Raw genomic sequence first — 24451 nt, 5'->3', positions numbered from 1 at the left:
ATTAAAAGATTTCATTCATACGATAAATTCATGACAAAAGTAATCATATTCACGATAAGATGCATCATTCCAGCTCTTTATATTGAAAATCAGTGAACTGTGCTTTCCCCTTGCCATATACGAACAGGCCGGGCAACACACTCTGAAAATCATCCAGCGTATTATGGTTGTAACCGGAAATTTCCATGCCGAATGTCTCTTTCATCCACTTTTTGCCATCGTAGCTGTAATAGCCGGTCACCACATGGTCTTCGTTGCGCAGTTTCAGCCAAAGAGCAGTGTAATCACCTTGTCCCGATCGGCCACGATACTTACCCCGTCGCCACTTGTGTCGGTTGTGCCGATCACACCCCGTGCCTACATAGAAGCGGTCATTATAGTAGAGGATAAGTCCGGCAACGGCAGCACTGTCGCACTCGATACGAGCACTGATTTCATACTTATGTGCTCCCGTAACGAACATCATGGGCGATGATTCCGCCGGATTACCACCTTGTGCTTGCAACACAAGCGTGTCGCCTTCCACACGTACACGTCTGGGTTGGTAACGCTTGTAGAATTTCCAGTCAAAGCCAATGCGAAACTCATCCAATCGTGCGTGACGGTCTGCCGCACCGTTCAGTGACAAGGGGGAAGGTATTTCCTCTTCTACTTTCTTCTCCAAAGGAGCTTTCAGCCAACCGTCTTCCGTAATCTCTATCGGTTCCAACAAAGTTTGCCGCCCCAGCGTAAGATAATCCTTTTCGTAGGCATGATACACAGCCCACCATCTGCCATCGGGTGTGTCAACGAGCGAGGCATGCCCTTTCGACCACCATTGTTCCTCACCGCTGTAAGTGTGAATCAACGGATTGCAAGGGCTGTTTTCCCATGGTCCGTCTACCGATTTGGAGCGAGCTACCACCGCCATGTGGCTGGTGGGTGCCCCTGCAGTACCGCCCTGTGCATTCAGAAAATAGTAATATTCGCCAATCTTCTTCATCTTCGGACCTTCAAGTGCCATGCCTTCCACCGTCCAATGCTGTGGGATAGGCCAGCCATCATACACTTTCTCCAACTTTCCAGCTACAGACAGCCCGTCATCCGTCAATTTCACCCGATGCCCACCGCTAAGAAACAACCACCGCTAGCCAGTACTCTCATCCACTACATGACAAGGGTCTATCCAGTACCCAATCTTCAAGTCCACCGGTTCACTCCAAGGCCCCTCAGGTGAATCGGCATAAACCACATGATTGCTGAAGCGATCATTACCCTGTGACACAGTGAAATAAATGTAATACTTTCCCTGATACTTACAGATGTCCGGCGCCCATACAGAACCCAAATAACGGGTCAACGCTACACTAACAGGTTGCCAGTTTACAAGGTCGCGTGAGTGGAATATAGTCAGTCCGGGGAGATAGTTAAAGGCGGAGTGTGTCATATAGTAATCTTCTCCACTTCTGATGATAGTAGGATCCGGATAATCACCGCCAAGAATGGGATTCCTGAAAGTATATTTCACATCCGCCATCTCCTTGCTGTCCACCCAGAGATTCTCTACATCTTTGCCCACACGGAACAAAGGACGTTCCTCGGCCTTCTTCGGCGTAATGTGGATGTTTTTGAAATAGATATTCTGTGCATGGCGCACATAAAAACCGAATGCTGGCAAACCGTTCCGACGGAAATCCTGTGCATCGGGATAACCACCTTCCAATTCCGGCACTTCCAATGTTGCCATCTTTTGAGTGCCGCCACCCACAGTTTCAATATCCATGTTGCGAATGACAACGTTTTCTACCGGATATTCCTTGATACCCGAAATCAGCGAGCCTTGCAGACGGTTGTCCGTACCTTTGATGTTCTTGATTACCACGTTCTTCAAATATCCGGGATGCTCCATCTTCTCGTTGAGCCGGCGTCCGCGATTACCGATACGAAGAAAGATGGGGCAACGGCTACGGTTTATCTCTATATCTTGTATCAAGATGTTCTCGATGTTTCCTCCGTCCACGGTAGCCAATGTGATACCGGTACTGCAGTCATCGCGGTTACGAAAAGACTGGGAAGCATCCGGAAGGCCACCCAGCACCAACTTGCGAGCGATGATGTTACGGTAATCGCCTTGAGTATCTGTACCCAGTTTAAAAGCATTGCAGGTGGAGTAGAAGGTAGAGTTTTCTATCAGTATGTTTTCGCAAGGTTTGGCACTGGCACTTTTCAGACACATGGCATCATCGTGCGAACTGAAAAAACAGTTTCTTACAATGACATTCTTACACCCGTCCGGGTCAAGTGCGTCATTGTTGTGATTGGCATGGTTAAACACGGTAATGCCATCGAATATTAAGTCGCGACAATAAATATAACTTTGCATCCATGCGGCAGAGTTGCGCAGGGTGATTCCTTTCAGGACCACGTTGTTGCACTCTATCATGCGGATGCCGAAAGGACGTCCTTCCAATGCTCCGATGGTCTCTGGTCCCGGAAAATTCTTTGCTTCGCCGCGAAAGTATATCTCACCCTCCCCGCAAATGCCCACACGTTCCGCCCGTTCGGCATAAATCAGCGAAATGCGGTATTTGTGTATCACGTTCATCACACTTTGAAAGCGTTCCACCTTGTCTGGATAATCTTTCAAATTCGTGCTACCCAGTAAGCGAGCACCTTTGGCTACCTCCAGCATCACACCGGATTTCAATTCTATAGTGCCCGTCACGTATTCTCCTCCTGCTATCCGTACGGTTCCTCCACCTGCGACAAAGCAAGCGTCGATTGCCTTCTGTATAGCAGTGGTGTTCAGCGTACTCCCATCACCTATTGCTCCATACTTCCGTACATCGAATATAGAAACGGGGACTGTCCAAGGTTTCAGATGCTTGGTTAGTGAATCTGCCACTAAGGTCAGTTTATGTACTAATTTAGTTTCTAAAGAAACACCATTTTGTCCTTGCAGATTATAAGGACAGAAAATTATAGAACATATTGCAATAAAAAAATTTCTTATCATCAATCTCATAATAACACATTTGTTGTACCCTTACTGATTATCTTTCCCGACAAAACTTTCAGTTTCTCCCCATTTATCACTAGGAATAGAAAATATAGCTTCCGGTATCAGCCTCAGTCACAGCCGGAATCTAATATTCCCGACTCGCTGCCCGGTGATTATTCGGTTCCAACAAAACTCATGAACCAAAGTCGGCGAAATACAATCCCCCCAAAACAAACCGTATTTCGCCGACAAATAATACTACATATACTTTATAACCTATTGAGTATCTTATTCTGTCTTGTCTTCATCAGCCACGGCATCCTCCCAATTCTCCCACATCGTGATGTTTGGATCGTAACCATCGTAGCCGAAATTCTGACGCATTTGCCTGCCTGTGTTTTTCTTGATGTCCTCGTTGGGAACCGGCCAGTACAGGTTGTGCTTACCTATTTCGTAGTTGAATACACGTCCATTGGCATTGATTGGTTTGCCCGTGTTGTACAAGCCACTGTAATGCACTATCCGCTGATACCAATAGCTACCCCCGTTGGCATCAGTACCTTCTTGCCGATCGTAAGTATTCACATCATAAACATTCCCCCATTCATCAGGCTTTCCACTCAGTGCAAGGCAGTAGGAGACACGGCTTAGTTCCACCTGACGCAACTCTTCGAGATAGAGTTCACGGGCACGTTCGTTCATGATGTCTCCGATGGTAACAGTGGTGTAGTGTTGTTCGCAATGTGCCCGCTTCCGCACTTCATTTACATCGTCTGCCGCACCGGTTGCATCGCCCATGTAGAATTTAGCTTCGGCGCGGAGCAGGTACGTCTCAGCCAAACGATAGATATACCAGTCGGCGATAGACCCTTTGGTTGCGCCTTTGAAGTTGTTTTCTTGCGGCTTGCCTTCAGCTACTACATCCTTTAAATAGATTTTATACAGAGGAAAATCGAACCAGGAACGGATGGTGTCTTGCGAACAATCCGGACGTACCTCTGCGTACGTCTTGCCATAATAAGCCGATGCCGGGTCATTGTATTTCAGCGAATCCATGGGGAACCAGTTACCCACCTTAGCACTATGGCGCAAGTCACCTTTATCGTCCATACCATTCACCTGCCACAAAGTGTGGGTGGCGAAGTAAGTGGGACGGATATTGGCTATACCACGACCTATGACCCGCACAAAGTCATACTTTTTGTTATACTTGGCGTTGTTACGGGCAAAATTCGTAGCACCAGGTTTCCCATCCGGTCCCTTGATTTTAGCATCTGTCCAAAACGGTCCGAAGGCACGCATAGTATGAAATTCATTTAAGGATTTTCCCGATCCACGGCTGACAATGCCATAGATTACCTCCTTGTTGGCACTCGTCAGCTTGTTCTCTGCACGATGCAAATCCCAGATAACATTACGGGTTATCTTCCAAGTTTCAGGCTCCCCACTCTCTACAAAAGTACCGAAAGGTTCTTTCATCAGTTCATAACCGGATTTATCTATAAGGATATCAGCCTGTTCTTTTGCCTTTTCCCATTGCCCGGTGGCCAAATAGCACTTTATCAGGAGTTGGCGGCATGCGCCCTTGTTCACTTGGCCGACCATATCCATGTCCTTTTGCTCGGGCACCCATTCCACGGCAAACTCCATATCTTTGGTTATCATATCCAAAATGGCCTTGCGGTCAGTAGTAGCGTAATTCTGTTTAGGTACTGAAATGACTTTGGTCAGCAGAGGAATGTCCTTGAACTGGAACACCAGATTCAGGTAACGGATTGCACGATGAAAATATGCACGGCCTATATAGGCATTCTTGGTGGCTTCTTCAAGCCCTTCCACCCCGTTGATGTAGGTCAAAATCGTATTGGGAAACTTGATGCCGGAGTAATAAACATCATTCCAGAACCATCTGGTCTGGTCGCGCATGTTGGTAGGTGTCAGCGTACCGTTGATGTCACAAAAAGGATTGCTTTCATCCGTTTTCCCGTTAGCCGCCAATTCCGAAAGGCGATATTCCAAGGCAAGAGCATTGCTTTCACCGTTTATCCAAATGTCACGTAGTTGCTTGTCGGCAGCTGCCATGGTGGCTTGCAGACCGGCTTCTGTGGTAAATGTGGTTGTCGGGTCATAGAAGGAAAGCGGTTTAGGCTCCAAAAAATCCGAGCATCCGCAGAGAAGAAGCAGGCCGCATGCAGCCGCTGTTAAACCAGACAGTCCTTTTTTCTTATTGTTTAATCTATTGTTGTTCATAATGAGTGCTGTTTTATAAAGTTACATTTATACCTAAAGAATAAGTGCGAGGTGCAAGACCACCGGTCTCTATGTCGTTCAGTTTCCAATGAGACATGGTCCAAAGGGCAGCATTACGGATGGTGCCATAAACCTTCAAATTAGAAAGTCCCCATCTGGAAACAATGGATTTCGGGAAGGTATACCCAATCGAAATGTTTTCGAGACGGATGAACGAGCGGTCAATATACCTTGCCGGTGAATTTACTCCCGTAGGTCCTTTAGAATTGAGCCGTGCATACGTGTTGGACTGATGCTCCGGAGTCCAGTATTCTTTTATACTCTGATTCAAGCCATAATCTATTTCTGAAGCGTTCACTTGGTTCAGGTAGGAGGTGTCTTTCATCTTGGAACCGATACAGGAATAGAGATTGAAGGAGAAGTCGATATTTTTCAGGATAGTGAAGTTGTTCCGCATGGAAAGAATGTAAGGAGAAGTAGTTTGTCCCAAGAACTCCTTATCCTTGTCGTTATAAACAGGGATACGACTGCCATCGGAACTGATGATGTCGTCTTCCGTGTAGTTGTTGGCCACTTTGGGGTCACCCGGTAGCTGGCCTACTTTCTTAGCTTCTTCAATCTCGTCGGGTTGCCAGATGCCGGTGACACGGTAATCCCATATCGCAGAGATGGGGCGTCCTATCCACCATTTGCCATATTCGTCCTTTTCCTTGCTGCCCACAATGTTTCCGTTGGCATCAAGCACATTTTCATATTCGCCATACAGATGCTTCACTTCGTTATTCATGTAAGCAAAGCTGAAACTGGTGTTCCACTCGAAGTTTTTCATAGCCATGTTCTGCGAATTGAGGGTCAGTTCCACACCTTTGTTCTGTACCTCTCCCAAATTGGTGGCAATCTCATCGAAACCGGTGAAAGGAGGAAGCGTACGCCCCATAATCATATCCTTGGTTTTTATCACATAGCCTTCCAAAGAGCCGGTGATGCGGTTGTTCAGGAAACCGAAGTCCAAGCCCACGTTGTAGGCTTCGCTCTTTTCCCACTTCAGGTCAGGATTTGCCATACGACCGATTTTCAGGTATTCCATCTCTTTCAGATTGCCCGAAGCATCCAAGTAACTAAACATCTTGGCACCGATGTCAAGGGTAGCAAGTGCCAGATAAGGGTTGTTAATGGCACGGTTTCCGTTCACCCCCCACGAGAGTCTCAGTTTACCCATACTCATTGGCTCCCACTTGAAGAATTTTTCGTTGGTAAAAGTCCATGCCAGGGCTACAGAGGGGAATGTGGCCCAAGGTTCTTTCTCTCCGAAGGCCGAATAGGCATCGCGGCGAACGGAGGCGGTAATCATGTAGCGGTCATCGTAAGAGTAGAACAGACGTCCCAACAAACCTACAGCTGTACGATAAGTATCTTCTGAAGAGAAGCTGCTCTCCAATTTTCCTGCCGTATTCACATAGTGGAATCCCAATACATCGGTGGGCTGGAAATTACGGGCGGCAATACCTTCCGACCATGACTGATGCTTCTCGGCTTCTTGTACTAGGGTCAGTATGACGTGGTGTTTCTTAACGAAAGTATGGTCCCATGACAAGGTGTTATTGATAGACCAGTCGAATTTTGAAGCTGTATTACGGTTGGCACCGTGGCTTACCGCATCCCAATCGGGATGTTCGGATGACTGGAACCAGCGGTCGTAGAACCACTGGAGGCGCGGAGAAGCATTGAATGAATAGTTAATGTTAAACGGCAGTTTCAGTTTGGCTGTGAAAATGGAGTTCAGCACGTAATATCCCTTTTCAAGTTGCTCATATTGATGGTTGAAGTCGTAGTTATAACCCATGTTGTAGGTGTTCTTCTCACCCATGGGATGTACGGCAAGGTTTCCATCCGCATCGCGGTAGTTGGCAAAGGGACTGTTGGCGAGAGTGGAGCCTTCATTCAATGCCAGGTCGCCATCACTACGGCTTTGGAAGTTGACATTGCCGCTGACTTCCAGCCAGTCGGTAATGTTGGTAGTCAATTTCATATTGGCACGGATGGCTTGGTATTCAGTACCCCGAATGACCCCTTCGTTACGAAGATAGCCTACGGACATATAATAGTTCATTTTCTCGCCCGCTCCGGAGACACTGGCATTATAATCCTGATTGATACCGGTTTGGTAAGCACTGTTGTACCAGTCGTATGTTCTTCCGGCAAGGAAGTTGTCACGTATCAACTGGTCTGTCTGGGTCAACACACGGTCGGCATAAATACCGAGGTCTGACTGCCCTTCGGCATTGACCGAATAGTTGCGCCAGTCTTCGATGGAAACACCGGCAGGCAAGCGGTCGGGACGGTCATAATAACCGGGCTTGATAGTTCCCGTCTGATATGCCTCATACTTTCCGGTTTCGGGATTCATTCCGTAAGTAGCGGTCTTGTACCAGTCTTCACGGTACTTCATATAACCGTCACCATCATATACTTCTTTATAATTGGCTTTAGTTACGAAGCCCACCTTTGCACTGAAGTTAATGACAGGTTTGCCTATCTTTCCTTTCTTGGTAGTGATGATGACCACGCCATTTGCCGCACGGGCACCATAAACGGCTGCTGCCGAAGCATCCTTCAACACGTCTATCTGCCCAATGTCTTCAGGATTGATTTCAGACAACTCACCATAAAACGGCATATTATCAAGGACAATCATCGGAGAGCCGTCCGTCAAGCTGGACAGCGAGCGGTCGCCACGGACTTCGAGTGAGCCACCGCCTTTGGCCGACGTGTCGAGTCCCACCTTCAGCCCCGGTGCACCGCGAAGCACGTCTTGCACGGTCTTGGGGGCTTCGTTCTGCATGGCTGTGGGGCGTATCTGTACGACGGAGCCGGTGACATCTTTCCGACGCATTGTGCCGTACCCCACAACAACCACCTCGTCTAGCATCTCGCTGTCTTCCGTCAAGGTCACATTCAACGGTTTTCCCGGTACAGCCTTTACCTCTACGGTTTTATAGCCGATGTAGTGGATTTCTAAAGTGGCACCCGGTTTCACTTTGAGCGAGAAGTTTCCATCAATATCGGTAATGGTTCCATTTCCTCTGTTTCCTTTTTCAATAACATTGGCACCGATGACGGGTCCCATGGCATCACTGACCGTACCTTTCACTATGACTTGCTGTTGCTGCACGGCCTGCACAGTAGTCACGCCGTCCTCTGCCCACAGGGCAATCGGGTGGCTCGCTACGAGACCGGTACAAAGCAGTAAGACGGCTGTCGCCTTACGCGAGAATCTGAATGAATCTGATTTCATTGTCTTTCTTGTTTTTTATTAGACATTTGGCTTAATTTCTTTTAGTTTCTTTTTTTCTAAGTGAGAAGTTCTTCGGATTTCGGACGAAAGTCTCGCCTGACATTGGAAGAAGTGACTGACCAACTTAGTCAAAGGTCTTGACCACCTCTGGTCAAAGTTCTCGCTTACCTTAGTCTAAAGTTTCGTCTGAAGTATGCCCGAAGAAATGTGTTATCCTGAATACTTTCTTATACCTTAAATTATACGATACCTATGCCTTACTCATCTATATTGCTTATACAATAATGTTTTTCTATCCTAATGGGTTTTCGTTTAAATCTCCGTCACTATCTCCCGGGGGCCCTGTAGAGCCACCAGTTTCGGGTGCCCCGCCTATGTAAATGGTATGAGAGGTACTACGGGGTGTTTTCAGCAGAGCACCGCCACCGCCTCTGTACTGCGTGGTCACTGTAAGCATATACTCGCCGTCTTCCAACGATGCAGGCAGCAAGATAATGAGTCGCGAAGGCTCGTTCAGCACAATCATGTCATTGTCTATTTTTGTCACGGTTCCCGTGGCGGCGGAAGCGAGCGTGACACCTACCGAAGGGTCAGTACCTGCCACCGTGAGGTTCTTGCCAAAAAGGGTGAAGTTGCGACCTGCCGTGGCGCTGAAGTCCGTTGCGCGAGTGGTGGCATCCTGCCCGCTGCCGATATAGAATTTTGTGGGGCGTTCGCCCAGCACGTCTACACGTGTATCTTTAATGGCCTCGCGAAGTGCCTTGCCCTGGGTAAGCGAAACATAGATGCTGTTGGTCGCAGCATCCCACGCGTTCTGTTTCGCCACGCCGCGGAACTGTGCCACGCCACGGAACAGCCCAGTGTTCACACTCTCACCATTCATCAGCGCTTCGGCCACCACTTCTTCCATCAGTTCGATGCCCAGTGCCATCGTCTCACGCCGCACACCGGGATTCTTTGCCACCATGCGATCCAAGATGATTTCCTTGTCAATGCTGCGGGTAGTCTCCAATTGGAAAATCTTGTCCGTCTTGTCATCGGTAGTCACCGTGTTGTCTACCAACCATGCTTTCAATACATTTTTTGCCATACTTTCATAGTCTTTTTGTTAACATTGGCAATATAATATTGCATTATTGATATGACAAAATTATCTATATATCAAAATAGAATAAACTAATATGTCATATCAACGCTGCAAATATATAGAAAATGAGAGGTACGAATGAGAGGTAAATCTTCCTTATGCCGCTACTATTCTTTCTAAATATTTAGAAGCATGACGACAGATGGAAAAACAATAACGGTAACGATGGAAATCTTTCACAAAGCGATGGAAATCTTTTTTCTTCGACACAAGTATGGCAGACAATACTCTTCATTTCCATTTTTTTGTTCCTTTCACCATGAAACATTATCTTTGTCATTGTCAAAGCAATATTTGTCTACATAAAAAGAAAAGATAATAAAAAAATAGCCTAATCGAATATATTATGAAAAAAGTACTAATACTATTATTTCTTACAATTTCATGTATACCCATCATCGCACAGTCTGACTACTTGTTTAAGAACATCAGTAGTCGCGATGGGTTATCGAATGATTTTGTACGGGATATGGACGTGGACGGAAAAGGGTTTATTTGGATTGCCACCGAAGAGGGACTGAACCGATGGACTGGCAACGGAAATACCATATACCGGGAAAACAACTCCGGATTGGCAAGCAATGAATTGACAACCGTGTACTATGATGCGAAGAGCAATAGCGTATGGGCAGGCTCCAGACAAAAAGGCATAAGCATATTCGACTGCCATACATCGCAATTCAGCCACCTGAGTACCAAAGAAGGACTTGCCAGTGATGCTATCACAGATATCATGCCTGCTGGTGATGAAGGTTTATGGATTACTCATGTGGATAACGGAATAAGTTATTACAACCGAAATACGCACAAGATATATGTCTATAATTCTTCTACACTATCAGGATTGAAAGACTGCAATCGTTGTTGCAGAGATGACAACAACGGTTATTTGTATGTAGGACATATTACTGAAGGGATGAGCATAATCAACCTGAAAAATAAAACGGTGAAAAAATTCTATCATGATGCCCAAAATCCCCAAAGTTTGCCAGGAAACAATGTACGAAGCATTTACATAGACCATAAAAAAAATATATGGGTAGGGACAAATGGTGGGCTTGCATTATTTAATCCGATGACAGAAGAGTTTACCTCCTTTCGCCATGAAGACGACAATCTCCAATCTTTGGTTGGAGACAATGTACATCATATCACGGAAACAACAAACAATGTATTGTGGATAGCCTCGGATTTAGGAGGAATCAGCACACTCGACTTAAACAATTTTGAGCTAAAGAGACAGGAAGACCAATTACACCTTGAGAACATCACTCACATCAATAGCGGACTTTCATCCCCCAACACGCGTGTCATAATGCAGGATAAATTCGGCCATATCTGGATAGGTAACCATAGTACTGGCGTTGACTTCATAGAGAACAACCGCCCCCTTTTCCATACCCTGCCCTTCTATAGTGAAAAGGATGGAGTGAAAACACCCAGCCGAGTGTATAGCATAGAAGCGAATAGCGGAGGGGAAATATGGCTGGGAGGAGAAAATACGTTAACCTGCTGGCAGGGCAACAAAGTAAAAAAGCAATGGAATGTTTCTTCACACTTGTCACATGCTTATTCCGTTATTTATAGTATGAAACAAGACAGCCAAGGTAGACTTTGGATGGGTATTGATGACGAAGGAGTACTACGCTATGATCCCAAGAATGATACTTTCAAGCGTATTGATTTGGGTATGGAGAATATAGATGTACGCACTTTTTACGAAGATGAACAAGGACAAATGTGGATAGGAAGTGAGGAAGGAGTCTATATCAGCCACCATGATAGCATCCAAAGATGGAATGTACCGGAGTGGAAACGGTGGAATCCGATTGCATTCGCTCTTATGCAAGATAAACAACGAAAAATATGGATAGGGACATTGGGAGTAGGAATCTACGTTGTTGATGCAAACCATAAACAATTGACAAGACTGTATGACGGCAATCGCCTGCGTACCAATAACATCAATCAAATTTACCGAGACCGGGATGACGGACTGTGGATAGCTACATATAATGGACTGGTCTATGTGAAAGATACCGACCAACCGGAACAGACTATATTATACGATGAGGCGTATGGACTTGCCGACAACCATATCCGAGCCATCCAGCAAGACAAACTGGGTAATATTTGGGTAAGTACCTATACGGGGATTGCCTGTTTTAATGTTTACCGCCAGAAATTCTACAATTATGATTATCACAACGGGATACCTGCAGGAGGCTTTATCGAAGGCTCGGCAACTATCTTGCCGGACGGAACTATCTGCTTCGGTTCTTTACATGGTGTCTGTTCTTTCAATCCACAACTTATCAATAATACGGATATTGTCTCCCCTATCCAACTCATCGCTTGCGAAAGTTTTGACCGTAAGGTAATAAACAGAAAAGCAGAAACAACAGTTCCCAATGACAAAGGGGTAATCAGCCTGCCTTATTACCGCAATACATTCCGCTTTTTATTCACCGTACCAGATTACGCACAAGAAGGTCTAGTTGAGTATGCCTACCAAATGGAGGGACTGGACAGAACGTGGTATGATACCGAAGGAGAACAACAAATAACCTTCCGAAACATAGATCCGGGTAAATATATCTTCCGAGTTAAAGCACGGCTGAAAAATGGTGAATGGGATGAAAAAAATACTGCATCCATACACATTGTCATTAATCCGCCGATTTGGGCAACATGGTATGCCAAATCATTATATACCTTATTAATATTGTGCATTATTTATCTCATCTTCCGTTCATACAAAAAAAGACTGCTGCTGAAGAGTTCTTTAAAGGTGGAGAAAAACTCGCTGGAGATGGAAAAGAGAAATCGGCAGAAAGAACAAGAACTGCACAATGAACGGCTTCGCTTCTATACAAATATCGCACATGAATTACGTACTCCGCTTACGCTGATTATCGGTCCGTTGGAGGATTTAAAGGATAACAAAGGCATACCCGCCGCTTTCCGTACAAAAATACAGACCATATACCGCAGTGCCGTGCAACTGCTCAATCTTATCAACCAACTGATGGAATTCCGCAAGACCGAAACTCAAAACAGACAACTGACTGTGGGTAAAGGCAACCTGAGCAATCTGATTACAGAAATAGGATTGAGATATAAGGAGCTGAATCAAAATGAGCATGTAAGAATCAATGTCAAAGTGGAACCTGTACAGGAAAATATCTATTTCGATGCGGATATCATCACGATCATACTTAACAATCTGTTGTCCAATGCCATCAAATACACTCGGGCAGGACATATCACACTCTCCATGCACCGAATAAAGGCAAATGGCATAAGCTATGTAGAAATGATAGTGGCAGATACTGGCTATGGAATTGACGCAGAGTCCTTGCCGCACATTTACGACCGATACTATCAAGCGAAGGGCAAGCACCAGGCTTCGGGTACCGGTATCGGGCTGGCATTGGTGAAGTCGCTCGTTGATTTGCACCACGGTTCACTGGAGGTGGAAAGTGCCGTGGAGAAAGGAACGACTTTCCGCTTCCGCATACAAACCGATTACAATTACCCCGAGGCATTGCACAAGGAAGAAAAAGTGGTTACTGTTGTAAAGGAAATGGCAGAAGATGCCGAACCGGAAAGTGCATTCCCTATTCTGTTGGTGGTGGAAGACAATGCTGACATCCGGGAATATATAGCCAATGAATTACAAGATACATATAAAATATTGCAAGCCAATAACGGAAAGGAGGGTCTGATTTTGGCGTTAAGATACACTCCAAATATTATAGTGAGTGACATCATGATGCCGGAAATGGATGGCATAGCCATGTGCAAGGGCATCAAGGAGAACATGAATACCAGCCACATCCCTGTCATCCTCCTTACAGCCAAGGACTCCATACAAGATAAAGAAGAGGGGTACGACAGTGGAGCCGACTCTTACTTGACCAAACCTTTCAGTGCGAAACTATTGAGGAGTCGCATCAAGAACTTGTTGGAGATGCGGAAACGCCTTGCCCGGCAAATTGTGGAAAATGTTCCGTCTACGGTGGTCAAGAACACCGAAAAGCGACAATCTACTTCATCCCCTCATCCGCAATTGAACAGATTGGACGAAGCCTTTCTCTCTAAATTGACTTCATTGATAGAAGATAATCTGGATGTAGAGAAAATAGACACCGCTTTTATGATTGATTGTATGAACATGAGTTATTCTGCCTTCTATCGTAAAGTAAAAGCTTTGACAGAACTTAGTCCCAATGAATTTGTTCGAAAGATTAAGCTAAGAAATAGTGCACATCTATTACTTACAGGAGAACATAATGTGTCAGAAGCCGCCTCAATGACCGGCTTTAACAATATGGCACACTTCCGCGATTGTTTCAAAAAAGAATATGGCATTCCTCCATCCGAATATCAGAAACGATATAGACAGGGGTAAACTTGATACCGGAGGAGGGGCAGAAAGAAGTTAGGAAGTTAAGCCGATACATTGCTGCCAATATATTGTCTATTGACTTTAACTTCTAAGCTCGCCCGGAGCGGGCGACAACTTCTTCTAACTTCTTAGCCCTTGTGAATATTATTCATTCTTGACAACACAATAGCACAGCCTTCAGCGCCATCTTTTCCGTGGTTTTGTCACCATATCCGGCCGAATATGAGAATAACAAATACTATCCAATGTAAGTCCTGTAATATGATGGCTCTGATTGGGGACTCCCTTGGAATTATCCACTACAATGTTTCGAATAGTAATGTCCTTGGGTGGCAACCTTTCGTCACCGCACAACTCATAGACAAAATCCGCGGAACCACACCGAATGTCCTTCACATGAATTCCCTCGATACGGGTAAGACGTTCCTCATAAGTAGGAACCAACTCCCGCCATTGATAGAGAATATCCATGTCCAACCCAACCAAATATTCAGTATCCTTGCACGTAACATCTTCCAAGTAGATGTTTTCCACAATTCCACCCCGCCTTCGGTTGGTTTTGATAAAGAATAAGCAATGCACAGATGCGGGTACATCACAATGATGCATATAAACGTTTCGCACACCTCCAGACAGTTCACTGCCAATGCCCAATAGAGTATGTCCTTCCATTACCTGACAATTACGTACAACGATATTCTCACAAGGGGTGCCCAATCTCCACGCATCTCGGTTTCGCCCCGATTTAATAACTACAGCATCATCTCCCTGGTCAAACTTGCAATTCTCTATCAGGAAATTACGGCTCATTTCCAAATCTATGCCATCGTTGTTGTGGCCGTTCGCCTTGACATCAAGACCACGGACAATGCCACCCTTGCACATATAAAGGTGTATAGTCCAAAAGGGACTTTCCCTGATCTTAAAGCCGTCAAGCAACACATTCCTGCAACGGTTCAGATGAATCAGATGAGGACGGAGGTTATTCTCACCAACAGCCATTTGCCTTTCTTCCACAGGAACATCAGTGGAAGCCATTGTATATAACTTCCTCAAAGCCTCCATGTGAGCTTGCGGACGGGCAAACCATATTCTCCATGTATCCATCTTGGGAGCCAATACTCCTTTTCCTGTAATGGCGATGTTTTCGCAATCAGATGCATAAATTAGCGGAGAGTAGTTATAACACTCCATGCCTTCCCATGAGGTCATTACCGCCGGAAGATAATCCGAAGGAGTGTCTGTAAAACGCAATACCGCTCCTTCCTCCATGTAGAGGTTTATATTGCTTTTCAAGTGGATAGGACCAGTCAGCCATTCTCCTTTGGGAATGACTACACGACCGCCACCTACCAAATGACAGGCAGTGATTGCCTTGGCTATTGCCTTTGTATTCAGTTTTTTTCCTCCTGCCTTAGCTCCATATTTGGTTATCAAGAAATCCCTCTGTGGGAATATACACAAAAATACAGAGTCCATAGGGAAAGGAGCCTCTACCTCCACCGGCTGAAGCTTCACCCCTTCAGCCCATGAGCTAATGGGAAAGAAGATAACAAGAAGCAAACCAGCAAATAAATCTTTTAATGTTGTCATTCTTACTGCTATTATAAAAATTAGTGTACTTTTATCGTTATTGTTTGTTCAGGAAGGCCTTCTACGCAAACCTTTACGCTCATCATCCCCTTACTTCGTCCAGCCTGTATCACCAGCATGCACCTGCCCTGATAAGTAGGAAGCTCATGGCTGTTGAAACGATATGCTCGACGCATTTCTCCACTATCTATCCCCAGCAATTTTCCAGTGCCTTCCACTGTTGCATTTACCACACGGTCGTTTATCCTTACAGGCACCCCATTTTCATCAAATAATTGTAAAGCAATGAAAGCAAGGTCTTGTCCGTCTGCTTGCAATACGGTTTTGTCAGGTGTAAGTGTGAAACATGCTGCTTTAATTTTACTTGTCTGAATGCTGTCGCGGCACACCTCTTTACCATCCTTGTATCCGATAGCAACCACCTTCCCAGGTCGATAAGGCTGATTCCAAATAATGGTATTATTCAGATAGTCTTTCGGTTTGCGCGGTCCATATTTCTTTCCACGTGGATCTATCAGTACCACTTCGTCACAATTAGATGGGGTATGAATTGGCAACACACGTGAATCGGTATATGGAAAAGTCCAGTCATGCACCATAGGCGGTGTCTGCCAGTGGTCCTTACCCGGATCTTCATCTATGCTATAGTCCACGACAGCCATTTTCAAGACAGGCTTGTCTGTCCACATCGCACGGAAATAGGCGGCACGAGGCTTCTCGTCCATGCACATATCGAAAAGCGTAGCAGCCCATCCCTTACTCGGCCAACCCATGCTTTCTCCGATATAATCGACTCCGGCCCAAACAAACGATCCACAAAAGTAATCATTTTCCATCACATAATTCCACGGATTCTTGGGAGAGTAATCCCTTGCCTCATAAGGTCTCAATCCGCTATAATAGGGATAACTTTCACTTATCAGGCCGATTCGTTCAGGATGCTTTTTCTTGTCCTCTATATAAGATAGTTCGCTATAATTATACCCTACCACATCAGTTACTGAAGCAAACTTATCTTGGTATGCCGGTGCCAGTGCCAACATGGTTGGACGTGTCGGTTCTAATTTATGTACGAAGTCACGCAACAAGGTGGCACGTTCCACACCCACGTTGTCCTTACGGGTGGCTTCTGCCAATTCATTGCCGATACTCCAAAGGACGATGGAAGGATGGTTACGGTCGCGCACAATCATGTCACGAATATCTTGTTGCCAACATTCATCAAAGAACTGCTCATAATATCCCGACTTCCACTTGTCGAAAGCCTCGTCAACGACTAAGAAACCAATGGAATCACAATAATTCAAGAACTCCGGTGAAGGCGGATTGTGTGAACAGCGGATGGCATTTGCTCCAAACTCCTTTAAGATAGTCAGACGGCGTTCGTATGAACGGTTTGGAACGGCAACCCCCAAGCATCCAGCATCCTGATGCAGGCACGCACCTTTCATCTTGATATTCTTCCCGTTCAAGAAGAAGCCTTTGTCCTTATCGAAACCGATGGTCCGCACCCCGAAACGGGTCGTGTAACGGTCTATCACCTTTCCCTTTTGTTTCAATATTGTTTCCAAACGATAAAGATAAGGTTTTTCCAAATTCCACAATTGTGGGTTGGACAGCGTGAAAGACTGTGCAATATCTTTTGTCCCGTTTTCCGGCATCACAACCTCTGTTCGGGCTGCATACTGCTTGCCGTTTATCTTCAACAGATTGCCTTGTGCATCCACTATTCGTTGCATAATTTCTATTTCACCGGTCAATGCCGAAGTATTGGCTACAGTTGTTACACAAGATACGATGGCCGATTCTGCCGACACTCGGGGAGTGGTAATATATGTACCCCACATCTTGACATGTATCGGATTGGTTACTTGCATCCATACGTGGCGATAAATACCCGAGCCAGTGTACCAGCGCGATTTCTCCGAATGATCTACCTTCACGCTCAATGTATTCTTTCCTCCATATTTCAAGTAAGGAGTCAAGTCAGTTTCAAATGAAGTATATCCGTAACGATGGTAATCTACCTCCTGTCCGTTCAGATAGATGGTAGCTTTATGATAGATGCCATCGAACACAATGCTGACCCGCTTACCTTTGTAAGACGCAGGCACATTGAAATCTTTCTTATAATAACCTATACCCCCCGGCAAATATCCACTTTCAGGACCCACCTCTTCGTTAAAGTCCAGTTCAATACTCCAGTCATGCGGAAGCTGGACAGGTTTATAGATACCTTGTTCTCCCAAACGGAACTGCCAATCGAAATCAAAATTCTGCCAGATACGTTCGGCAGACCATCCTATTGTCCCGGTAAACAAGAATAAAATGATTATTAATAAATTACGTTTCTGCATAAGTGATTAATATTATGATATGTTTCAACTCTTTCATAGTATCTGTATTTCATCGATATTTCCTGCAGGAGCTGGCACAACAACCCTATTAGGACGATAATAGTTACCTGTCGTTTCCAAATGAATGGTATTGTTTTTCCCCTTCTGCAACGGTACAGAAATACTGAAATAATTATATTTAGTGCCTCCTCCTGTAGGTTCCAGTTTTATCCGATAAGATTTCCCGTTCACAGTCAGAATATGGCTGGCCTGCCGGTTGTCCTCCAAAGAATAACGGATGCGGATGATATGTTCGCCCCCTTCCTTACCGTCCAGTTGTTCCCAAGTAATATATGCACCCTCATGAGAAGGCAATTTCACATAACCATTCCCGGCAAACCCAATATTCTGGATGTCATATTCCGCAACAGCATCCGAACTGAGCGATACAAACTCTGCCTGGACTATCTGATAAGGTTTCGGGAACAAGGTCCCTTTGCATTTCAGTAACACGGTAGTGCCTGCCTCCACGAATACCGACGGATTTTTGTCAGATGCCGTGTCGAACAATTCCGTTTGTCCCAAGCTGACGTTACCTTGTCCCACCCACTGATTACCTTTATCGAAATAACCATACGATGCGCTTTCCACTTGCATGCCAACAGGCAATGTGAAACGTCCTCCACCGGTGCTCATCAAAACTACCTCCGTATCACTACGCAGAATACTGATACCTTGCGATGTCGGATAAATAGGGGAGTATGATATTCCGCTGTTGGCAGTACTCGTACCTCCATCAACGCCTTCCCAATTGTGTACAAACAATCCGTAACCATGCGTCTTGGTAGCAAGGTCCACCGGGTCGCTCTGTAAAATCTTGTTCATGCGCCGTATGTCGTCCAAGTGCCCTACCAGCGGAACAATCTTGTTCCCATTCCTGCCATAGAGCGCTTCTATACTATAATAGTCGAAAGCAGCATTGCCCGACAAGGCAGCCAAATGCATCTGGGCAGAGATAGGAATACCCGAATTGGTTTCCATTATCATCCGGAAATTCTTGCCAACGTATGGGACATTGTTACGCATACTGGCAATGAATGAGGCATCCGAAGCAAAATGATGCCGGTAAGTGTCAATTCCTACAAAATCAAGATTAGTCTTTTCCCCTGAAAGCCTGTGGGCTTCATTCTCTTGGATCCGTCCGGCAACGTTCCAAAACACACAATTGGCACGGGTCCATACAACATAATCCGATTGTTTCACCGCACCGGCCACTCCATTCAGATAAGAAATAGCTAACGAATTGGGAAACGTGGTTCGCATCCCAATGAATTCATTATTGATTTGCACACCGATTACAGGATGCTTCTTCTCATTGGCAGCATCCCAATCGGCTATGTGGTTCATTACTTCTTTCAACACATAGGTTTCCCTTTCGCGCAAACGGTCATCTGCAATATCCAACGTGTAGTCAGACATATCTCTCCGGATGGTAAATTCACTAGTTGTTTCTTTAGAAGATGGTGAAGGGGAATAAAGCACATAGTCCGGTGTGCGTAAGTGTACGGCATTTTTATTAGGACGTCCCAGCCATTGCACATGCCCTCCGCTGTTTGCACCAAACCAGAGCATTTCCATTTTTAACCCATATTTATTCACCAGCTTCAGATAACTGTCCAGGATAGTCCAATCGAACCGGTCCTTTTTCGGCTCCACCTCATACCAATGTACCGGAACAGACACTGTATTGAATCCGTCTGCCGCCACTTGCGCAACAAGTTTTTCACACAAGTCCATGCTCCATTCTTCAGAATATCTCAGCAAATCCAGCCGCAACTGTATATTGGTCATATAAAACGGCGTACCTGTCACCCGAAGCACATACTTCTGTGTACCTTCAAGGCTTGTGTCTACATTTGAAATGACCTGTTGCTTCCTTTCTGTAGGAACAACATTTTTCGCGTTTGCCATTGCCGACCAGTTCATGCAGCAATAACATAATGATAATACTACCAATCTGTGTTTCATACTTATTTCAATTCGTGACATTAATAAAGTTATACATGATATTGTTTCTACAAAATTATAGAAGGAAGAAGATATGAATAGGTGGAAAATCCGTCTAAAAGGGATGGAATACTACCTAAATACCGGACTAATAACAGAAAGGTTGCTAATCTGCTCTTATAAACGATATTTTCTCCTACCTATTGGCAGAATCAAGTTCGAGATAAATTCCACCAACGGGATGTTCCTTTAGCTGTGCTGGATTATCAAAAAAAACTTATTCTTATAGTTCCCCCATACGGATTGAAATCAAAGACCTGTTTATCATCCCGTTTTTTTACTAACAGTCTCTTTCCGTTTTGATACACCTTCACTTTTCCCTTTCCTTTCTTATTCAGCACCATTGTCAAAGGTTCATTAAATAATTCCTTGTCCAGTAACAAACGAGGTATAACTGCCCACTGCGATTCCTTTTTCACAATATCCAGTTGTACATTCCTCCGCTCTTTAACATATGCCGCTACCTCGCGAAAAGTACCTACCCAAATATCGTATTCCTGATTTTTCACTCTACGAAAATGTTCCCATAATATATCCGGGGAAGTGAAGGCATCATAACCGGTAGAAATTCCATGTATCATAGTCACTCCCCAATCATTGGAAATCATGAGCTCCTTTACCCATTTATCCAGCGATTCAACCGTTGATTTTGATTTCTCACCTCCTATGGCATATTGTTTGATACGTGTACCTATTCTATTTTCTGAAACAATCCGCCGTACATCTTCATTATAAGAATTAAACGGATAACAGAAGGTTAGCGGCCTTTCGCCTATTTCAGCCTGAATAATGCTATCATTCCTGCCAACTTCCGCTTTCACTTCTTCCAGACTAAGATGCCTCAAATCTGCATGTGACCAACCGTGACTGGATATTTCATGCCCTTTATCAAACATTTCTTTCATTTGCGTCCAAGTCATACGTGGTTTATCTTGCTGCTCCGTCACATTCTCTATCCCTTTTCCCCATATCCAAAAAGTCCCTTTGAAACCTACTTTTTCCATTTCCGGGAAAACAAGCGTATAGTGTTCTTCCAGACCATCATCGAAAGTATAGCTGATAGCACATTGCTTATCGTCCTTATAATCTGCCACATATACTTCCGAATCGTGAGAACGCATATATGCAGCTAGTTCCGGCACAACTTTGGCAACAGCTTCCATCGCGATTCCCGCCACCACCTTTCCACCAGAAATGTTCAGATGGGTGTTATCAATTTTTCCTTTTGGGCAGAAATCATATATTCCCGTAGGTACCCACATGAAAAGGCTTTTTGACTTCTCTACCCCCATACTGACTACCAAATCATACGTCAGCTTATTCAAATCTACAAAAGGAACATCCATTTCTTTTGCCACTCTTCTTGGTGATTCCAAATACTCTCCATGAGTGTCTACCAATGTGCTTCCCTCCGTCTCATAACTGCCTTTATGCCCAATGGTCCCTTCCGGTGGAAAATTCCGGCGCACAATTGAATTAAACAGCACCGGATAAGCTCCCTTTGCTCGCGTCTCCCTTACAAATCTACGCAAGTTTTCATCGAAAGTGCTTCCGGGAATAGTATGTAGCTCTTCGGCAGATTTCTCATCATTATGACCGAACTGGATAAATACATAGTCTCCGCTCTTCAATTTGGAGAGTACGACATCCCAACGTCCTTCATCGATAAAACTCTGTGAACTCCGACCATTCATGGCATGATTGTCCACCCGTACATCGCCAATCAAAAATTCAGGAAGCATCTGTCCCCAACCACGTTCAATATTTCCATTCTTCAGACTTTTATTCGCCATAGTAGAATCACCTATCATAAAAATGGTGATTATATCCTTCTTTCCGCTAGTAAAAGCGGAAAAGAAAAGAAGCGCACAAAATACATATAGTAATTTCGAATTCAACTTTCTCATGATATATTTTTTAACAAGAAAGAACATAAAAATAAGATATATGATAATGTACAATTACAGTTCATACGGCAATAGCATAATGATAATACTACCAATCTCTATTTCACATTTATTTCAATTCGTGATATTAATAAAGTTGTACATTATATGGTTCCTGCAAAATTATAGAAGGAAGGGGATATGAATAGGTGAAAAATCTGTCTAAAAGGGATGGAATACCACCTAAATACCGGGCTAATAGCAGAAAGGTTGATAATCTTCTATAAAAGATATCTTCCCTTATGGTGGTAGTCGGATTCTCAATTAAGACAGAAATAGAGACGAGGATAAATTCATCTCTATTTCTGTCTTGACTGGGAATATGTTTTCCAAACACCATATTCTATTCTATCACACGTATGCTGTTAAGCATATCTATTTTTCAGCTGAGGCATCAGCCTTGATTGGCCAGTATGGATTCTGATAAATGACGGATTCTTCTACATTGGTACCATCCGGTGAAGTCAGCAGGAACTGCTTTATAGGTATCGGATACAGATAATGAGCCATGTTCCAAGTAAATCCACCATATCCTATCTGGTTCGATGTCTTTTGGAATGGGCAAAGATATTCGCTGTAGCTAGACGGCGATACATTGGAGTTGCTTGTACCATCGGATACCAGAGCCGATGTACCGTCACTATTGTCATACCAATGCTCCATCGGCGTATTCCACAAGTGAAATCCTTGGGGTACATAGGGGCTGGTTATCAATTGATCCATTGCTCTCCAACGGCAGACATCCATGTTGCGCAAAGCTTCGGCCAGCATTTCACACCGCCGTTCGCGACGGATGTTATACAATGTCTTGTCAGTAAGTAGCTTTCCACCGGAATAAGCCCCCCAATCGTTCTCTGCTTCCTTATCCATCTCGGTAGCTGCAATGGTGGCATCGATGTCCGTGCTTATCCCGGCGCGACTGCGAATAGCCTGCCAGTAGCCGAGAGCAGTGGCATCTAGTGTCCCAGTCCTTTCGTAGCTTGCTTCCATATAGTTAAGCAAGGCCTCAACAGCCCGATAGCACACCAATGCAACGTATCCCTTAAGCTGTATGCAGTATTTTGAATTGAGTGCTCCGCCTTTGCGCAAAGCATATCCGGTGGTATAAGCACGTTGCATATCGCCTACGATAATATTAGGTACGGGTTCTATCAAATTGAGGCTCTGTCCGGGCTGGTCATCCCACACGATGTTCGTTTGCCCGGGCTCTTTCAAAAAGAGAGACAAACGACTGTCACGGTTGGTACGGACATCGGCTATCGTCTGGTCGCCCATATAGTAGCCATCACCGTCCGCGTACGTTCCATGTGTATATACGGGAGTACCGTCAGCCATCAGGAAATTCTGTACAAAAGAGCGAGTAATTCCAACGCCCCAATTCCCCATGTTGGCTGCCAAGGCAATATCATTTCCCTTGTTCATTGTATATTGTCTCCACAGCAGCACTTCGGGATAACTGGACAAATCTTCATCGCAGAACATGTTATAGTAGGGATTCTCCGGATCGTCCGCAGCCTGTTGCAGCATTCCGGTGTTGGCGGTCAGCTGCCCTTTGTATTTCTCGGCCACTTCCTTAGAGGCGGCCATTGCCTCATCCAAGAAAAAATTTATCTCGTTATCTATGTTTCCGCTCGGATATTCATAATTGGCATTGTATTCTTTGCTTTTACCTGGCCATCCTTCGCCATTGGGAACAAAAGCTGTCCCTTTGAAATATTTCAGGAATGTCCCTTCATATAGGGCTACACGTGATTTAAGCAGCAGTGCCAAGTCGCGGTTAATCCGGGTGGTGGCAAAGTCTATCCCATCCATCAACGTGGCAGCCTTGTCTAGGTCGGAAAGGATAAAACGAGCCACCTCGTTGCGCGGACTGCGTTTACTTGCCTCGGTGGTAGCCTCCATGTCATCTGTCAGTGCATGTTCAACGATAGGGAAATCTCCGAACTTCTGGTAGCGGTTAAAGTAATCGAGCGCACGAAGAAAGTAGATTTCGCCTATGTAGTGGCGGATAGATTGTAAATCGCCCGAAATCTGGTTCTGCGATCCATCTAAATTTTCACCGAATTTAGGAAGGACATTATCCAAGAAGTAATTCAATTGATAAATATTCTCGAATTTCCAGTTGCTATCGTCCTGCGGTACTTTCCACAGTGTTTTAGTCAAGCGATTAGGAGTATCAGAAGCTATCTGATTGTCCGTATGTTTATCTTCGGCATAAAATCCGTAGCTGTTTTTGCCGGAAGAGGGCAATATGGCAGAATAAAACTTATCGGCCCATGACTGCAACTGGCTAGCATCGGTAAAATATATTTCCGGAGAGATGGACGATTCCGGTTCCCGATCTAGGAAATCCTCACAAGAGATAAAAATGCTGCCACACAAAATAGATGCAGCTGTCAAAAATAGATGTCTTATCTTCATTGTAT

General features: G+C 44.8%; 9 protein-coding genes and 1 pseudogene. 1 reads left to right on the top strand and 9 read right to left on the bottom strand.

The window, feature by feature from the left end:
* Window positions 1–64: 64 nt before the first annotated feature.
* The 4 genes and pseudogenes from BVU_RS22780 to BVU_RS10915 all read right to left on the bottom strand — a co-directional run bounded on the left by BVU_RS22780 (window position 65) and on the right by BVU_RS10915 (window position 9615).
* Window positions 65–2584, bottom strand: a pseudogene (locus tag BVU_RS22780) (family 43 glycosylhydrolase).
* 684 nt (window positions 2585–3268) lie between these two features.
* Window positions 3269–5230 (bottom strand): RagB/SusD family nutrient uptake outer membrane protein, encoded by a 1962-nt coding sequence (locus tag BVU_RS10925; protein WP_011965496.1) that lies wholly within the window; start codon window positions 5228–5230, stop codon window positions 3269–3271.
* A 13-nt stretch (window positions 5231–5243) separates the two neighbouring features.
* A complete protein-coding gene (locus BVU_RS10920) occupies window positions 5244–8525 on the bottom strand; it encodes a SusC/RagA family TonB-linked outer membrane protein (protein ID WP_011965495.1) in 3282 nt (1093 codons plus the stop codon).
* Window positions 8526–8817: 292 nt separating this feature from the next.
* Entirely contained in the window at window positions 8818–9615 is a 798-nt protein-coding gene (locus tag BVU_RS10915; protein ID WP_011965494.1) for a DNA-binding domain-containing protein, read from the bottom strand.
* Window positions 9616–10018: 403 nt separating this feature from the next.
* On the opposite strand from BVU_RS10915, the gene BVU_RS10910 reads away from it, so the two are divergent.
* Window positions 10019–14086, top strand: a complete 4068-nt coding sequence (locus tag BVU_RS10910; protein ID WP_011965493.1) for a hybrid sensor histidine kinase/response regulator transcription factor — start codon at window positions 10019–10021, stop codon at window positions 14084–14086.
* Between the two features lie 174 nt (window positions 14087–14260).
* Here the strand turns inward: BVU_RS10910 and BVU_RS10905 are convergent, their stop codons facing one another.
* The 5 genes from BVU_RS10905 to BVU_RS10885 all read right to left on the bottom strand — a co-directional run bounded on the left by BVU_RS10905 (window position 14261) and on the right by BVU_RS10885 (window position 24446).
* Entirely contained in the window at window positions 14261–15676 is a 1416-nt protein-coding gene (locus BVU_RS10905; protein ID WP_011965492.1) for an alpha-d-galacturonidase, read from the bottom strand.
* 20 nt (window positions 15677–15696) lie between these two features.
* Window positions 15697–18033 carry a glycoside hydrolase family 2 TIM barrel-domain containing protein gene (locus BVU_RS10900; RefSeq protein ID WP_011965491.1) on the bottom strand — a complete coding sequence of 779 codons (2337 nt, stop codon included), beginning with the start codon at window positions 18031–18033 and terminating at the stop codon, window positions 15697–15699.
* A 33-nt stretch (window positions 18034–18066) separates the two neighbouring features.
* The gene (locus BVU_RS10895; protein WP_011965490.1) at window positions 18067–20040 is read right to left on the bottom strand and encodes a DUF4978 domain-containing protein; all 1974 of its coding nucleotides are present in this window, start codon (window positions 20038–20040) and stop codon (window positions 18067–18069) included.
* Window positions 20041–20285: 245 nt separating this feature from the next.
* Window positions 20286–21986: a polysaccharide deacetylase family protein gene (locus BVU_RS10890; RefSeq protein ID WP_011965489.1), complete on the bottom strand. Its 1701-nt coding sequence runs from the start codon at window positions 21984–21986 to the stop codon at window positions 20286–20288.
* A gap of 414 nt (window positions 21987–22400) precedes the next feature.
* A complete protein-coding gene (locus BVU_RS10885; RefSeq protein ID WP_011965487.1) occupies window positions 22401–24446 on the bottom strand; it encodes a RagB/SusD family nutrient uptake outer membrane protein in 2046 nt (681 codons plus the stop codon).
* Window positions 24447–24451 lie beyond the last annotated feature (5 nt).

Source organism: Phocaeicola vulgatus ATCC 8482 (assembly GCF_000012825.1).
GTDB classification, from domain to species: domain Bacteria; phylum Bacteroidota; class Bacteroidia; order Bacteroidales; family Bacteroidaceae; genus Phocaeicola; species Phocaeicola vulgatus.
Note: the sequence above shows the minus strand (reverse complement) of the source record. Positions and strands in the feature narration are given on the sequence as shown.

What these genes read in the sequence shown, in the direction of transcription:
- BVU_RS10885 (WP_011965487.1), bottom strand. Translation starts at nt 24,446, where the DNA reads ATGAAGATAAGACATCTATTTTTGACAGCTGCATCTATTTTGTGTGGC.
- BVU_RS10905 (WP_011965492.1), bottom strand. Translation starts at nt 15,676, where the DNA reads ATGACAACATTAAAAGATTTATTTGCTGGTTTGCTTCTTGTTATCTTC.
- BVU_RS10915 (WP_011965494.1), bottom strand. Translation starts at nt 9,615, where the DNA reads ATGGCAAAAAATGTATTGAAAGCATGGTTGGTAGACAACACGGTGACT.
- BVU_RS10895 (WP_011965490.1), bottom strand. Translation starts at nt 20,040, where the DNA reads ATGAAACACAGATTGGTAGTATTATCATTATGTTATTGCTGCATGAAC.
- BVU_RS10920 (WP_011965495.1), bottom strand. Translation starts at nt 8,525, where the DNA reads ATGAAATCAGATTCATTCAGATTCTCGCGTAAGGCGACAGCCGTCTTA.
- BVU_RS10910 (WP_011965493.1), top strand. Translation starts at nt 10,019, where the DNA reads ATGAAAAAAGTACTAATACTATTATTTCTTACAATTTCATGTATACCC.
- BVU_RS10900 (WP_011965491.1), bottom strand. Translation starts at nt 18,033, where the DNA reads ATGCAGAAACGTAATTTATTAATAATCATTTTATTCTTGTTTACCGGG.
- BVU_RS10890 (WP_011965489.1), bottom strand. Translation starts at nt 21,986, where the DNA reads ATGAGAAAGTTGAATTCGAAATTACTATATGTATTTTGTGCGCTTCTT.
- BVU_RS10925 (WP_011965496.1), bottom strand. Translation starts at nt 5,230, where the DNA reads ATGAACAACAATAGATTAAACAATAAGAAAAAAGGACTGTCTGGTTTA.